Genomic DNA, 14,128 nt, shown 5'->3' with positions numbered 1-14,128 from the left:
ATTCCCAGTCCTTTTCTTTGCAGGTCCCAATGATCAGGCGTGGGGCTTGCTGTGGCGAAAGAAGTACATCGTAAAGAGGGCGGTGGCCAGAAGAACATTGTCCTCATCAAAGATTTCCACCTGATAGACGCCAGTTGTTTTTCCGCCATGCACTGTTCGGGCGTGGGCGGTCAGCGTTCCTGGTTTTCCGGCATGGACAAAGTTCATGGAGGAATCGAGGGTCACCACATCTTCACCATTGGTCAGTGCGCACACACCTGCAGCGGTATCCGCCAGTGTGAAATAGACGCCGCCGTGAACCATGCCGTAGATGTTGAGTTCATCGGGACCGGCATCCAGTTTGACGATGACGTGATCCTGTTCAATATCCGCAATCCGCAGCCTGGCAGATCTCAAAAAGCGGTTTTTCTGATTGAGGCGATCTTTGATGTAAGCAAAACGTTCTTCCATAGTCGATGACAATCCTGCTTTCTAATTTCTAAATTTCATGCTGGCTACAGTTTATGCCGATTCGAAAACTTTAACAGATTTCTGACTGTGCGATGACTGAAAATGGATGCAGTTTGACCTTTTTCGAGCTGTTTATCTGACCGGACTTTGACTGTAGACTGAACTTTCTGAGCGTGAATGTAAAAACCAAAAAGGACAGAGGATGGAGAAGGGAATGGAGAGAAATAAAAATAAGGAAGAGGTTGAGGCAGGAAATTAAATCAGGTAAAGAAACAGAATAAAAAAGATGCCCTAAAACTTGGCGTTTTCTTCCAAACTTGTTTTTGCAGGCAACAAATTACCTGCTCCGATAAAAATTCATGTGATTTTTGTCCAGGATACGAAATCGGCTTCCTTTTCCGGTAAACTAGCGAGAGAAATCTCTGTTAGAATGACAAAGGAAAACTACTGAAGAGATTGAGCAGCCAGAGCCGGCATGGACTGGCTGAAGAAGGGAGAACTGAAGATTTATGAGTATTTTTTATTGGGTGATCGCACTTCTTCTGGTTGGCATGGGCGGCTACACCGGATACACAAACTGGTCAACCTATTTTAAAGCAAAAAAACTGCGCGAGCAGTTTCTGGAAACCCATCCAGATGCAGAAGTCATCAAGAATGGGCAGACACGCACCTGGCTGTATCTTTTGATGCTGGCCTTCTGCGTTGCACTTGGCATCTGGCTGTTAGTATCGCCATCTTCTGAAAACTTTGATGTCAATACCCGGATTTCCCAGGCTGTTGTTTACATCGGTCTTGGAATCTTTGCGTTTGCGATGGCTGGTGAAGCCTTGATGGACAGCGTTCTGATCTCTTCACCAGACGCCCTGGTCTATGAAGACCAGATTCTCAAGTTTAAAAACATCCGCGGGGTGAATATCGGAAAAGGCTGGTTTAAATCTAGCTACATCCTGTTAAACCAGGCTCAAGAACTTCCGGTTGCCAAGGCAACAGCCCTGAAAGTGGATGCGCTGTTAGTGGAATGGAAACGGAATCGTAAAGAAACGTTCCGTTCACGGAAAGAAAGACGCGCGGCAGCACGCAGAGAGCGGGAGGGAAAATGAGAAAACTGGTTCTTTTCGGTGAAGGTAATTTTGGCCCTGCTTTACTGGAAAGTGCCCTGGTTGTTTCGCAGCGGGAGGCTGACGAAAATACGTTTGCGCTCGACGGCAGTAATCTGATGGAGTTCCGTCGCAACTTTGATTCGGTGTGCAACACCGTTTATAATCATGACTCCTTGTTGCTGCTTTGCGATATCTCGACCAGCAGCGTTGCCCGGGAAGCCTGGCTTGTACTGGAAAAACGCGGTCTGATGAAAAAAACTCTGTTTGTGATGGGAGCAAGTGTTCCAACAGCTCTGGCGGCTCTGGTGTTCAAAGATTTAGTGGATACCGATCAAGAGCTGATCAAAACCCTGAAAGCCCAGAGTGAACAGGGACTGATGTTCTTTGAAGGATAGCGGATCTCTGACGCATCAGATCAAACCCATCAGAAACATAAGTATCAGATTGAAAAAATGAATCTGCAAAAGCGATTGTCTTCGGATGATCGCTTTTTGTCTGTTGGTCTGTTTGTCTGGATGGATGATGGTGGATGGCGAACAAAACTTCATGGCCTGGCAGCCACATGCCGGAACGAAAACGATGAATCAACAGGTGCTGCTTTCAAAGTCAAAGGCCTGCTTTGGGGCAATGGTCCGGGCATTCGATCATCGTAAGAAGGTTCAAGTTGATGGTTCATGCTGAATATGCGCGGATAGTCAAGAAAATCTTTATAAAAAGCGCGGAGTGGTAAGAAAACGTTTAGAAAGTTGCGGTATTTCACATTTTCTGCTCACAAATTCGAAGACCGGGTCTGATACTATAAGGTCGAGCAAAGCCTTAAACGAATTCGAGGTTCCAGGCCCGCCGCGAATTCACCTTAAGGAGCCAGAAGATAAAGCTCACTTCATAATCAAATTCCTTTCTATGCGGTAAAGGGAGTCCTTCGGGGCTCCCTTTCCTGCGTTTAGGAAAGAACTCATCGATTGAATGGAGTGAGATTTTTGGCAGAACTGTTAAAATCCGTTGAAACGTGATGCTGGCAGGCAGCGCTTTAAGTGCATAAGAATGACCTTCAAATTCTGAAAGCCTGAAAATCATGAGAACAAAAACTGGATTGATCAGAAATTCTGCCTTACAATGCCTGTCAGTTCATTGAAAGTGATCATCAAGATGCCTGTACCAGTTCATCCCGGTTATCCTGAACCGAAAGTCGGATTTGAAGCTTGCCGATGTTTTGGCAGATCCAAGGGACAGATTGAATCAAGATGAGAAGAAGACAGGACAGAATGAAGAGGTTCTGGCCTGGATTGCGAGTTGGTCTCAATCCTAAGCGGATACATTCCTTGTTTTACAGGCAGAAAATGAAAAAAGACCTGACTGGATTTGTCGGGAGCAGAAAGTGCCCCGCTTGATCAATCAGGCATAAAGCGACGGTTTTGCAAGGGGCGATGATAGACTACAGGTGAGCAGAAATACAGCTCGCTTCTCAATCATATTCCCTTTCTTTAAAAACTTTCTTGAGTATGGCCGGCGAAAGCCGGCTTTATTCGTCTCACAATAGGTTTACCGAAGAACATGCAGAGAAACAGGCAGCTATCTGGAAACAAAGCGCCGGTTTAAAGGCTGACTTAAGCAAAACTTTCGAAACTGTTCTCTGAATGTTCTTTGGTTCTGAACGGCAGATGGTACTATTCTGTCTATGCTATACTTGTCCGGAGGTTGAGGATATGAACAAACATGACAAATTGTTGATTACGATGTTTTCCAGTGCTGATTCAGTTGCAGGCCAGGGAGTAGGCAGTGCCTATCACGAACAGGTGAACCTGGTCAAAACCGGAGCCCCCGAACTGTTTGATGTCGAAATCAATAAATGGACATCCGATCCGGATATCCAGCATTTTCATACCATTGACCCCGCATTCCTTTTGCGAATCAAAGATAAGCATGCGGTCAACATCGCGTATTGTCACTTTCTGCCGGACACGCTGGAAGGTTCTTTGAAAATTCCAAAGATTCTGTTTCCGGCGGCCCAGAAATATATCATTAATTTCTACAACTCAGCGGATCGGCTGGTTGTAGTAAATCCATCTTTTATCAATGAACTGGTGAAGTACGATATCGACCGCAAGAAAATTTACTATATTCCCAATTTCGTCTCCAAAGAAAAATTCCATCCGCTTGGCAAAGACGCCCGCAATGAATGGCGGGATAAATATGGAATCGACCGGGATGCATTTGTGATTTTAGGCTGTGGGCAGGTCCAGACCCGCAAGGGAGTGCTGGATTTTGTCGAAACAGCGAAATCGATGCCAGATGCGCACTTTGTCTGGGCCGGCGGTTTCTCTTTTGGTCCGATGACTGAAGGCTATGAACAGCTCAAGGCAATCATGGACAATCCCCCTGCCAACGTTACCTTTACCGGCATTGTCGATCGCGATGATATGGTTTCGATCTATAACATGTGCGATGTGCTGTTTATTCCAAGCTATAACGAACTGTTTCCAATGACGATCCTTGAAGCCGTCAACTTAGGGATTCCACTGGTGACAAGAGATCTGGATCTGTATCGCGATATTCTGTTTGATGATTATCTGCGCGGCAATTCCAATGAAGAATTCCACTCTTTGCTGGAAGGGCTGAAAAATGACCCGGAGATGTATAAGTTCTGGTCTTCTAAAAGTACAGATCTGTCGAATTTCTATTCACGTGAACACGTTCTGGAAATGTGGAAGAAGTTCTATGTCGAAGCCTGGGAAGAAAAATTCAAGGAAAAATGGGCTTTGGCCGATGGCTCCTTAAAGGAAACCACCAATGAACTCGAGCAATAAAAAATATTTCTGGAATGTTGTGCTGATTGTGACCGTGACGGTGATTGCCATGTATTTCGCCTTGCGCGATAACTTTGGAGCAATCATGCACGCCATCAGCCAGATGAATTTCTTCTCCTTACTGGTCATTCTGGCCTGGGGGCTGGCCATTAATGTGGTGATCGGAGCGGGCTATACTCTGCTTGGCAAACGATACCAGAAGCAGTACAGCCTCAAAGACGGTATCATCGTCGCCTTTGTCGGAACGTTTTTTGCGGGCATTACTCCTTCTTCTACGGGCGGTCAGTTTGGCCAGGCCTACGTGTTAAAAAAGCAGGGGATTGATATGTCCGATGGGATCAGCCTGCTGTGGGCGGATTTCATCATCTATCAGACGACGATGATGCTCTATGTCACTCTGTTATTTATTCTGCGCTTTACCCACTACGTGAATGTCAGTGCCTGGTTCTGGATTGTCTTTGTGGGCTATCTGATCAACGTTGTGGTCATTCTGGCCCTGTATACCATCGCCTTGTTTCCTAAGTTTTACATTAAACTGGCGGGATGGGCAGTGAAATTTTTAGGCCGCCTCCACATTCTGAAAGACCCGGAACGACAGAAGCATACCTGGGTGGCTCAGGTAACCAGCTTTACTGCCGAAAGCAAAAAGCTCTCAACAGATAAAAAAATGATCCTGCAGCTGGTCCTGCTTAACTTTGTCCGGCTGACTTTGTATTTTGCCCTGCCATTTGCTGTTTCGCTTGCCCTTGGCATCAAGCTTAAGTTTGTCCAGCTGGTTGATACCCTGGCTTTGTCCTCGTTTGTGACGATGGCAAATTGCTTTGTCCCGCTGCCAGGGGCAACGGGCGGAACGGAAGTCTTCTTTACGATGCTCTTCCAGAACATGCTGGGTCGTCTGACTGGTGCTGTTTTACTGTTGTGGCGTTTTTCGTCCTATTATTTACCGGTTCTGGTTGGTGCTTTAGTTTTCTTGTTATTTAAAAATCATGAAGACTCCAAAGAAGATGGACAGAAGCCCAAAGAGCCTTTGCCGGATGTTCCAAAACGCTCTATATCCGCTTCACAAAGCGCACAGGCGGGCAAGATTCATTCGATTACGCCTATGGTGCCTTTGGATGATGAAGTGGTTCACCAGCTGGCTGGGCCAGAGTCGGCTCCCCCTTCAAAACCGCATTCAAATTTTTAAAGCGGCCAAGCTTCCTGAGCCGGGAGCTTGGCCGTCTTTTTTGTCTTTTGGTTTATTCCGAGATTTTATTATAATAAGATACTGCCTTTTTCATCGCACAATGAGGGATGGCTTGCTGGAAGTGCAGGATCGATTTGAAAGAGAACGCAAAGAAACGATCATTTATGCCAGCCACCCGGAAAACAGGCATAATAAAGGCGGACTGTCTTTTTGGCGGCTGATCTGGTCTGATCTTCGCCCAAAAAGTCAGGTGCGTCTGGATTTCCACTTTTTTGAGTTCGGATGCAGTGGATTGAAAAAAGTGGAAATCAAAGCCAAAACAGGCTTTTCCATCCGAGAAGGATCCAGAAAAGGAGGGGACAGGATGAATATCGGGTTAGTTACGGATACGTATCTTCCAGATATCAATGGGGTTGTCAGTTCCACAGTCACCCTGAAAAACGCTCTGGAAAAAGCAGGCCATACAGTTTATGTGATTACCAACCATGCCGGAACCGGCATTAAATTTGAAGATGGTGTCTTGCGGCTTCCAGGGATTAAACTCAAAAGTTTTTATGGCTATAAAGTGTCTTCGCCCATTAATGTCGGGGCGGGCAGCTATATTGAAGAGATGAATCTGGATGTGATCCATTTACAGACAAACTTTGGCGTGGGTCTGTATGGACAATATCTGGCCAATTCCATGAATATTCCGCTGGTTGATACCTATCACACGATGTATACGGACTACACGCATTACATCAATCCAAGAGGATTTGAAGGGTTTGACCGGGTATCGAAGGATGCCATCAAGGCGGCGAGCCGGGCGGTGTGCAACAATGCGCAGGCTGTCGTAGCGCCCAGCCAGAAAACCAAGGAAGCGCTGATTGACTATGGAGTGCTCGCTCCAATTTATGTCGTGCCAACCGGACTGGATCTGGATAAGTTCATGAATGTGGATCCGCAAAGCGAGCGGGTCCATCAGATCCGTGGGCAGGTCAGTGCAGATCCAGAAGATCTGATTTTGTTGTTTGTTGGCCGCCTGGCCAAGGAAAAATCGCTTGAAATTCCGATTGAAGCAATTGTTCAGAATCCCAATCCGCATGTTCACCTGGCAATTGTCGGCGGCGGACCGGATGAGGAGTTCTACCGCAATCTGACGGAAAGCATGCATGGCACAGACCGGGTTCACTTTTTAGGGGCTGCTGCTCCTGACGAGATTGGTCTTTACTACGCCGCTTTTGATGCCTTTGTTTCGGCCTCGTTATCGGAAACGCAGGGGATGACCTATCTGGAAGCGATGGCGGCTGGCAAGATGGTCTTTGGCCGGCGCGATGAGGTATTAACGGAACTGCTTGACGAGGACGAAACCGGCTTCTATTTTGATACCCCGGCGGAACTCAACGAAAAGATTGACGTCTTTTTAAACATGAACCCAGAACAGAAAGAGGAAGCCGCCCACAAGTGCCAGCGCAAAATCATGCCTTATACCGCTGAAGCCTTTGCCTATTCCATGGAACGCGTCTACAGCCAGGCTATTGATGACTATTCGCAGACCTATGAAGTCCAGAAGATCCAGTTCAGCGGCAACTATGTCTTTTTGCAGCTGCAAGTCGATGCCGAAAAAGAACCCGTCAAGATGATTATTCCAATCGATGACTTCTTTGAGTTGAAAATTTCGCTCCATACCAAGCTGGATGACTATATGGTGCGCAGTTATCTGGATATCCAGAATTTCTACTGGTGCATGTATAAAGTCGAGCAGCGTCTGCTGGCCCGGGAAATGACTCATCATCAGGTTGTTGAGTATTGCGTACGCCGTCTGGAAGCTCCTCTTTCCGTTGCTGACCAGGTAGCCAATGAACTTGAACTGATGGGCAAGATTAACGACCGGAGCTATGCGATGGAAAAAGCGGAGTATTATCAGTCCGTTGGATCAAGCAAAGGCCAGATTGAGCAGAAACTGTATCGGGCGGGAATTGATCCGGAGCTGATCCGTGAAGCCTGCAACTCCCTGTCGAGTGTGCAGGAAAAATCCAATGCAGCCAAACTGGCCAAACGCCTGGCTAAAAGCCTCAAGGCCAAGTCGGTGCGCCGCAAACGTCAGGAGATCACGCACAAGCTGATTTTGCATGGGTATTTACCGGATGCCGCCAAAGAAGTGGCTGAAGAACTCGACTTCAATGAAGATCATGACCAGCAAGCACTGCAAGATGCCTTTGAGAAGGCGATGCGTCTGTATGCTTCCAAGACTCCGGAAGTGCGTAACCAGAAAGTCCGGACGTATTGTCTGCGTCAGGGGTTCTTGCGTGAGGATATTGACGAATTAATGGAAAGTGAGAATTTATGATTCAGGATTTAAACCAGGAAGGGAAAATCACTCTCCCTGTTCTGATTACCAAAGCCGATGTTGGCCGCACAGCTAAGAACGCGCCCTATTTATCTTTGAGCCTGGAAGACCAGTCCGGTGTTCTGGATGCCAAATACTGGAATCTGACTGAAGAGCAGGTCAAAGAATGGAAAGCTGGCATGATTGTTGAAGCCACCGGCGATCTGATGCGCTATCGCAATGCCTGGCAGTTACGGATCCGTTCACTCAAAGCCATTGAAGGCAGTCCGGCGGATTACGTCCGTTCGGCGCCGGAAAGCATGGACACAATTCGTGCTGAAATTAACGATCTGGTTGAAAAGATGAAAAACCCGATTGTTCAAAACGTGACCAAGGAAGTGATTGAGATGAAAAAGGACGACTACTTCCTTTATCCCGCAGCTGTCCGCAATCATCACAACTATCCAGGCGGCCTGGCGTGGCACAGTTTAAGCATGGCCAGACTCGCCAAGGTCATTGCCCGCCAGTACGATTTTCTCGATGAAGATCTGCTGATTGCCGGCGTTCTGCTGCATGACATTGCCAAAACCGAAGAATATTCGGCTCCGGTTTTGCCCGAATACACGCCAAAAGGGAATCTGATTGGCCACATCACGATGGGGGAGAATCTGATTGACCGGGTGGCGGTGGCATTAGATGTCGAAAACAGCGAAGAAGTGATGCTGCTTAAGCACATGGTTCTGTCCCATCATGGAAAAAAAGAATACGGCTCTCCGGTTTTACCTATGATTCCGGAAGCAGAAGTGCTGACTTTGTTAGACAATCTGGATTCCCGGCTGTTCATGATTCACGAATCACTGGAAAGTGTAGAACCCGGAACCTTTGGTCCGAAAAACTTTGCGCTGGATGGGCGTATGTTCTATCGCAAAAGCTGGGACAAATAATCCGGCCTGGCTGAGAGACTGAAACTGGTCAGAAAACAGAAACCAGTTTCGCCGCCCAAGAAGGAAGACTTCAGAAATGTTCTAAAAGAAAAGCGTTGGATTTAGCTGTACCGCTGAGTCTGACGCTTTTTCTCAGCTTTTCTGGCTCTTTAAAGCCACTCCGTTCAGTTCGGGCCAGGCTGACTGGCCTGTGGCACTTTTTGCCCGGTCTTCTTTCTCCTTTGTATTGTGTGTCCCTCATACTCTTTCTGATGACATTGATTTCTTCCTGGCCTGTACACTCTACTGAGGCTTAGGGTCGAAATCGGTTTTGGTCCGTGCAAAAATGGAAATAAGTCTTTATGCAGGCCTGAACATCACCAAAAAGACAAAAAATACAGGAAACACGCAGCGAAAAGCTGAGAAGATCTCGGAAGGCTAAAGCTTTTGGCAGGACCTGAACAGAAGAAGACTGTGGATCAGAACTTCATACAAAAGAGGACAGGAAGGTTCTGTTTCAAAAGAAATGACATCAATTGAGGAGGATAAAACAATGAAAGTAGGATTTGCTTCACTTGGATGCTCCAAGAATCTGGTCGATTCGGAGAACATCATGGGCATGTTAAAAGCAGCCGGCCATATTCTGGTGGCTGATCCAAGACATGCTGATGCAATCATCATCAACACCTGCGGATTCATCAACCCCGCCAAAGAAGAAAGCATCAATACCATTTTTGAGATGACCCGCTATGCCGATAAGATCATCGTTGTCGGCTGCCTGGCCCAGCGCTATGAAAAGGAACTGCGTCAGGAGATTCCGGAAATTACAGCGGTCGTTCCGATCCGGGACTATGACAAACTGCCGGCCATTCTCAAAGACATTCTGGAACAGGAAGAAGAGGTTCCATATTTAAAGCAGTATCGGACAGTTTCTGGCAATCCCTGGAGTGCTTACATCAAGATCAGCGACGGCTGCACCAACCATTGCACTTTCTGTGCAATTCCTTTGATTCGTGGGGAACAAAACAGTAAGCTGATAACTGAAGTAAGGGAAGAAGCTGAGTACCTTGCTTCGAATGGTGTTCGCGAGATTACTCTCATTGCCCAGGACACCACAAAATATGGCCTTGACAATTATGGACAATTGAAACTGGCTGAGTTGATTCGAGAACTCGATCAGGTTGATGATGTCCACTGGATCCGGATTCTGTACATGTACCCGGATGAAATCGAGCCAGAACTGCTTGAGGCCATGCAATCCAGTAAAAAAGTTGTTCCATACTTTGATATCCCAATGCAACATGCGAGCAATCGCCTGCTGAAACTGATGAACAGACGCGGAACAAAAGAAGATGTCCTTGAATTGACCCGTAAGATTCGCACAATGTTTCCGGAGGCAGTGCTGCGAACGACAGTTATCGTCGGTTTCCCATCTGAAACTGAAGAAGAATTTGAGGAACTGCTGGATTTCATTAAGGAGGTCCGATGGGACCGTCTGGGTGCCTTTACCTATTCGAAAGAAGAGGGCACCGCAGCAAGCCGCCTGCCAATGGAAATTGATGAGGCCGTTGCGCAGGATCGTCTGAACCGTTTAATGGCGGTTCAAAAAGAAATCAGTCATGAAAGTAATTTAAAGAAAATTGGGAAAGTGATTGAAGTGCTGGTCGAAGAGCAGGAAGCCCTGACTGGCCGCTATCATGGCCGCTCCATTGGAGATGCGCCGGATGATGTCGATGGTCAGGTCATCTTTACTTCTTCACTGCCCCTCGAACTGGGAACATTTGTTCCGGTTCGTGTAACCGACGCGACTCAATATGATCTGATCGGGATCTATGAGGGATAAAATTCCGGAAGAATCGTTACGTTGAGCAGCAGCGTCATCTATTCAAGGAGGTTATATCTATGACCAAGGATCAATTAGTTAATGCTTTGAAAGAAGCCGTTGGCGGAACACCTTACGGAGATATGCTTGTTGATGAAGCAGCTGAAACTTATGGCGACAAAGACAAGAAATACGGCCAGGACATGAAAGACCGTCTCGATGACAGACTTGGAATCCTGAAAGCTTATGAACGCATCCACAAAGATGCTGGTCAGGAAGCTAAAGCTACAACAGAAGCCGAAAAGATTGCCATTGTTGAAAAAGCTCTCGCTGCTCTGAAATAAACAAGCTTAAATTCGAAGATTATCTTTCGATTCCCCTTTGATTGAGCGGGGAAGATGGAAGATGGACCTTCGTCCAATAGAATCAAATAGATCTTAAATATCTGGATCGATTCTTTGGGTTTCTGTTTAGTCGCGAAACTCGATCGATAAGAATCGGATCCCATTGAAAGCATGATTAGAATGCTTAAGGAGATAACCCATTATGACTAAAGCTGAATTTGAAGCTAAATTAGCTGCTGTTGCAGGTGACTGCGCTTACGGTAAAGAAATCGCTGCTGACCTCGTTGAACATTTCGACGAAACTGGCAAATACGCTCAGACTGCTAAAGATCGTCTGGATGACAGACTCGGCACTCTGAAAGGCTGGGAAAAGAAACACGAAGCTGAAGGCGAATATGCAAAAGCTTCCGACGAAGCCAAGAAGATCTCTTGCGTTTACAAATTCCTCGACGCTCTGAAATAAGGAAAGACTCAGTTAAATGAACCCAAGGGGGGCAGGGACATTGTCCTTGCCCCCTTTTTTTAAGAAAGGCGGGGGAATGACCTGATGTTTAACCTCAGCGATTTACAGGAATTCCAGGCGCTGGACCCCATCATTTCCAAAGAGACGACAACACTTGTTCTGGTTTCCATGCCCAGTGAAGTCTCTCACCAGGAAAATTTTTACTTTGCGGATCCGGCGAACCGCTTCTGGGTGCTGATGGAGATCCTGTTTCATATGCCCACAGCCACCCGCCAGGAGAAGCTGGAACTTCTTGCCGTCCATCACATCGGGATCTGGTCGGTGATCAAAAGCTGCCTTCGCTATAAGAGTCGAGAAGACACCATGGAAGATATTGTCGTCAATGACATGCAGTCTTTTCTGGTCCAATATCCGCGTATTAATCGGATCGTCTGCGTCAGCCATGATACGATGCGGCTTTTGCAGGAAGCAGATCCACAGGCGGCCTTAATGGCAGCCTATGTTCCATCCCCATCGACGGATGATCTCTGGTATGACTCAGTCGACCAGTTAATTCCCGAATATGCCAAGGCATTTGGCGTTGTTCAGTAAACGGCAGACTTCGCACAGAAGACCTGCCGTTTTTTTTTGTGTGTCTTGTTTCAGTTCGGTCGTGGCCAGAAAGGAACATGGCCGAAAAGAAATGGAAGAACCCCTGCAATTTCGATCGCAGAAGGGGAAAACCGGATCTGGCTATACAAGACTGGCCAAAAGCTGGATTGGCCGCATTGGTCATCGTTTCCAAAGATGGTATTCTGTCTAAAGCTGTCCGTCTGGACCCATTCTTGCTTCTTTCAGTTTTTCGTCCTGTCAGACCTGTTTTTTCATCAGACTTGCTCAGGGATAAGTAATGGTGAAAGTGAAAAATTTGAATAGATTGAAAAAAATCGATCGAAGAAATGCGATGGATAGAAGAAAAAGCCGGACGGCAATCAAGGAGGATTTTTTGCATGAAACTCTATTGGGCAAAAGTAAAAGAAAATGCCACGATTCCGAGTAAACGATATGAAGACGCAGGCTATGATCTGTATCCCTGCTTTGAAGAAGACTATCTGGAAATTGCACCACTCCACACAGTCCTGGTGCCGCTGGGCGTCGCCAGTGCCTTTGATCCGGACTATGTCATGTTTTTAAAAGAACGCGGCAGCACGGGGATTAAAGGAATGTCTATCCGTGCTGGGGTTATGGATTCCGGCTATCGTGGCGAATATCTTGCTCCAATGACGAACGTCAATGAAAGGCCGCTTCGCATCATAAAAAAAGAAGCGCTCGATCAACTGTCAGATGAAGAAAAAGCGCAGTTTATTGCGTATCCATATGAAAAAGCCTGCGCCCAGGGAGTTTTGTTGCGCATGCCGCAGATTGAATCGGAGGAACTCTCCTACGATGAACTCAAACAAATCGAATCCCAGAGAGCCTCTGGGCGCCTTGGCAGTTCCGGTAAATAGTCAAAGAGATTTTACTGAACTGGAAAGACAGATCTGGCCTCGTCAATGAACCTGTCTAAGCAGGTGGCCCATGAAGAAATCGATGAAGTTGTTTTTGGTCCAGTTTTTTCGATACTCTTTGCAAAGACAAAAGCAAAGCTTCAAACAGAATTCAATAAGATCCAGAGGATGTAAGCCGTGTCTTTTTCGGCCGATCGTCCTCTTTTTGTGTTTTATGTCCTGAAGGAAAAGCTTTGTGTTTGTTTTTGTTCAAGATTTGTAGTATACATCTCTACGGAAAAAAGCCGGAAAAAGTGTTTATAAAAGGCAGTTATCGCCTGAGTGAGCAAAATTTCCATGCCAATTTCCCAAAGTAAAAGGTAAAAGATGCAGCCAGAACACAAAAACTGGCAGAGGAGCTGACCATGATTGTATTTGGAACAGATTTTGACGATACGTTGTATTTCCATTCCGGTAAAGAACTGGGAGTTCGCCAGAAAGATCTTGACGCGATTGCACGGTTTAAAAATGCCGGTAATCAGTTTGGCTTAATCAGTGGGCGTGCCAGATGCATGATGCCTGAAATTGACGAACTGCTAAGCGGCAAGGTCAAGTTTGATTTCATGATCTTCTCCAATGGAGCGTGCATCTGTGATCAAGAGGGCAAGATTCTCTGGGAACATTTCATGCCTGAAGAGGTTGTGCGCGATGTGTTTGAACAGGCCGCCAAAGACAAGATTGGAATTGTTCTGCATGGAACAGAATGTCTGTATCAGACGCAAGAGATGGACTTTCAAAACGCCATCCATGTGACTTCGATCGATGAGTTTGATCCTTCCCGGATCTATTCGATTTCTTTCCATCCTCTCAGTGAAGTGGAAAAAGATTTTTTTCGGACCAACCAGAATCGCCAGGATGTTGTCGTTGTGGCCAACTCCCAGTTTGCGGATTTCAATGCCAACGAGATCACCAAAGGCACGGCTCTCAATCGCCTGACGCATATGATGAGTCAGAGCGAAAATCTCAGTGCGGCCATTGGAGACTCCTTTAATGATGAAAGCATGCTAAAAGATGCAGATATTTCCTTTACCTTTGAAACCTCGGATCCGAGTGTGAAAAAATGCGCGGCCTGCATCGTGGATGGAATCCATGAAGCGGTAGACATTTTGCTCGATCCCAAACAGCTTGCAGCAAACTGCAGGCGGTAAAATCCTTCCAGAATAGAAGCGATCAGGAAATTGCGGTGTAAAACCTTTTCG

At 46.6% G+C, this 14,128-nt stretch carries 14 protein-coding genes; 13 read left to right on the top strand and 1 reads right to left on the bottom strand.

From position 1 onward, the window contains the following. Positions 1-33: 33 nt before the first annotated feature. The gene (locus U4956_RS06185; RefSeq protein ID WP_323089678.1) at positions 34-450 is read right to left on the bottom strand and encodes a PaaI family thioesterase; all 417 of its coding nucleotides are present in this window, start codon (positions 448-450) and stop codon (positions 34-36) included. Between the two features lie 509 nt (positions 451-959). Between U4956_RS06185 and U4956_RS06180 the strand changes: the two genes are divergently transcribed. From U4956_RS06180 to U4956_RS06120, 13 genes are all read left to right on the top strand, one after another. Further along, positions 960-1,550, top strand: a complete 591-nt coding sequence (locus U4956_RS06180) for a hypothetical protein (protein WP_323089677.1) — start codon at positions 960-962, stop codon at positions 1,548-1,550. After that, a complete protein-coding gene (locus U4956_RS06175) occupies positions 1,547-1,945 on the top strand; it encodes a hypothetical protein (RefSeq protein WP_323089676.1) in 399 nt (132 codons plus the stop codon). Before U4956_RS06180 ends, U4956_RS06175 begins: the two co-directional genes overlap by 4 nt. Before the next feature lie 57 nt (positions 1,946-2,002). Then, on the top strand, positions 2,003-2,203 hold the full coding sequence (locus tag U4956_RS06170; protein WP_323089675.1) for a hypothetical protein: 201 nt from the start codon (positions 2,003-2,005) through the stop codon (positions 2,201-2,203). Between the two features lie 1,053 nt (positions 2,204-3,256). After that, positions 3,257-4,357: a glycosyltransferase family 4 protein gene (locus U4956_RS06165; protein WP_323089674.1), complete on the top strand. Its 1,101-nt coding sequence runs from the start codon at positions 3,257-3,259 to the stop codon at positions 4,355-4,357. Next, positions 4,341-5,543, top strand: coding sequence for a lysylphosphatidylglycerol synthase transmembrane domain-containing protein (locus U4956_RS06160; RefSeq protein WP_323089673.1), 1,203 nt, complete (start codon positions 4,341-4,343; stop codon positions 5,541-5,543). The genes U4956_RS06165 and U4956_RS06160 overlap by 17 nt, the downstream gene beginning before the upstream one ends. A gap of 364 nt (positions 5,544-5,907) precedes the next feature. Continuing rightward, positions 5,908-7,872 (top strand): glycosyltransferase, encoded by a 1,965-nt coding sequence (locus U4956_RS06155; protein WP_323089672.1) that lies wholly within the window; start codon positions 5,908-5,910, stop codon positions 7,870-7,872. Then, the gene (locus tag U4956_RS06150) at positions 7,869-8,795 is read left to right on the top strand and encodes a 3'-5' exoribonuclease YhaM family protein (RefSeq protein ID WP_323089671.1); all 927 of its coding nucleotides are present in this window, start codon (positions 7,869-7,871) and stop codon (positions 8,793-8,795) included. Before U4956_RS06155 ends, U4956_RS06150 begins: the two co-directional genes overlap by 4 nt. A 532-nt stretch (positions 8,796-9,327) precedes the next feature. Further along, the gene (rimO, locus tag U4956_RS06145) at positions 9,328-10,617 is read left to right on the top strand and encodes a 30S ribosomal protein S12 methylthiotransferase RimO (RefSeq protein ID WP_323089670.1); all 1,290 of its coding nucleotides are present in this window, start codon (positions 9,328-9,330) and stop codon (positions 10,615-10,617) included. 59 nt (positions 10,618-10,676) lie between these two features. Then, the gene (locus tag U4956_RS06140) at positions 10,677-10,940 is read left to right on the top strand and encodes an FRAT-87 protein (protein ID WP_323089669.1); all 264 of its coding nucleotides are present in this window, start codon (positions 10,677-10,679) and stop codon (positions 10,938-10,940) included. A 202-nt stretch (positions 10,941-11,142) separates the two neighbouring features. Then, a complete protein-coding gene (locus U4956_RS06135; protein WP_323089668.1) occupies positions 11,143-11,403 on the top strand; it encodes an FRAT-87 protein in 261 nt (86 codons plus the stop codon). Positions 11,404-11,487: 84 nt separating this feature from the next. Next, positions 11,488-11,994 carry a DNA-deoxyinosine glycosylase gene (locus U4956_RS06130; RefSeq protein WP_323089667.1) on the top strand — a complete coding sequence of 169 codons (507 nt, stop codon included), beginning with the start codon at positions 11,488-11,490 and terminating at the stop codon, positions 11,992-11,994. Between the two features lie 398 nt (positions 11,995-12,392). Then, the gene (locus U4956_RS06125; protein WP_323089666.1) at positions 12,393-12,890 is read left to right on the top strand and encodes a dUTP pyrophosphatase; all 498 of its coding nucleotides are present in this window, start codon (positions 12,393-12,395) and stop codon (positions 12,888-12,890) included. Positions 12,891-13,294: 404 nt separating this feature from the next. Beyond that, a complete protein-coding gene (locus tag U4956_RS06120; RefSeq protein ID WP_323089665.1) occupies positions 13,295-14,077 on the top strand; it encodes an HAD-IIB family hydrolase in 783 nt (260 codons plus the stop codon). Positions 14,078-14,128: the final 51 nt, after the last annotated feature.

Origin of the sequence: Allobaculum sp. JKK-2023, from assembly GCF_034745455.1 — a bacterium.
Classification (GTDB): Bacteria; Bacillota_I; Bacilli_A; order Erysipelotrichales; family Erysipelotrichaceae; genus Allobaculum.
This window is presented reverse-complemented; position numbering and strand designations above follow the sequence as displayed.

Excerpts from the sequence above, each read along its gene's own strand:
- U4956_RS06170 (WP_323089675.1), top strand. The coding sequence starts at position 2,003 with ATGAATCTGCAAAAGCGATTGTCTTCGGATGATCGCTTTTTGTCTGTT.
- U4956_RS06185 (WP_323089678.1), bottom strand. The coding sequence starts at position 450 with ATGGAAGAACGTTTTGCTTACATCAAAGATCGCCTCAATCAGAAAAAC.
- U4956_RS06165 (WP_323089674.1), top strand. The coding sequence starts at position 3,257 with ATGAACAAACATGACAAATTGTTGATTACGATGTTTTCCAGTGCTGAT.
- rimO (WP_323089670.1), top strand. The coding sequence starts at position 9,328 with ATGAAAGTAGGATTTGCTTCACTTGGATGCTCCAAGAATCTGGTCGAT.
- U4956_RS06180 (WP_323089677.1), top strand. The coding sequence starts at position 960 with ATGAGTATTTTTTATTGGGTGATCGCACTTCTTCTGGTTGGCATGGGC.
- U4956_RS06120 (WP_323089665.1), top strand. The coding sequence starts at position 13,295 with ATGATTGTATTTGGAACAGATTTTGACGATACGTTGTATTTCCATTCC.
- U4956_RS06155 (WP_323089672.1), top strand. The coding sequence starts at position 5,908 with ATGAATATCGGGTTAGTTACGGATACGTATCTTCCAGATATCAATGGG.
- U4956_RS06135 (WP_323089668.1), top strand. The coding sequence starts at position 11,143 with ATGACTAAAGCTGAATTTGAAGCTAAATTAGCTGCTGTTGCAGGTGAC.
- U4956_RS06160 (WP_323089673.1), top strand. The coding sequence starts at position 4,341 with ATGAACTCGAGCAATAAAAAATATTTCTGGAATGTTGTGCTGATTGTG.
- U4956_RS06125 (WP_323089666.1), top strand. The coding sequence starts at position 12,393 with ATGAAACTCTATTGGGCAAAAGTAAAAGAAAATGCCACGATTCCGAGT.
- U4956_RS06140 (WP_323089669.1), top strand. The coding sequence starts at position 10,677 with ATGACCAAGGATCAATTAGTTAATGCTTTGAAAGAAGCCGTTGGCGGA.
- U4956_RS06130 (WP_323089667.1), top strand. The coding sequence starts at position 11,488 with ATGTTTAACCTCAGCGATTTACAGGAATTCCAGGCGCTGGACCCCATC.
- U4956_RS06150 (WP_323089671.1), top strand. The coding sequence starts at position 7,869 with ATGATTCAGGATTTAAACCAGGAAGGGAAAATCACTCTCCCTGTTCTG.
- U4956_RS06175 (WP_323089676.1), top strand. The coding sequence starts at position 1,547 with ATGAGAAAACTGGTTCTTTTCGGTGAAGGTAATTTTGGCCCTGCTTTA.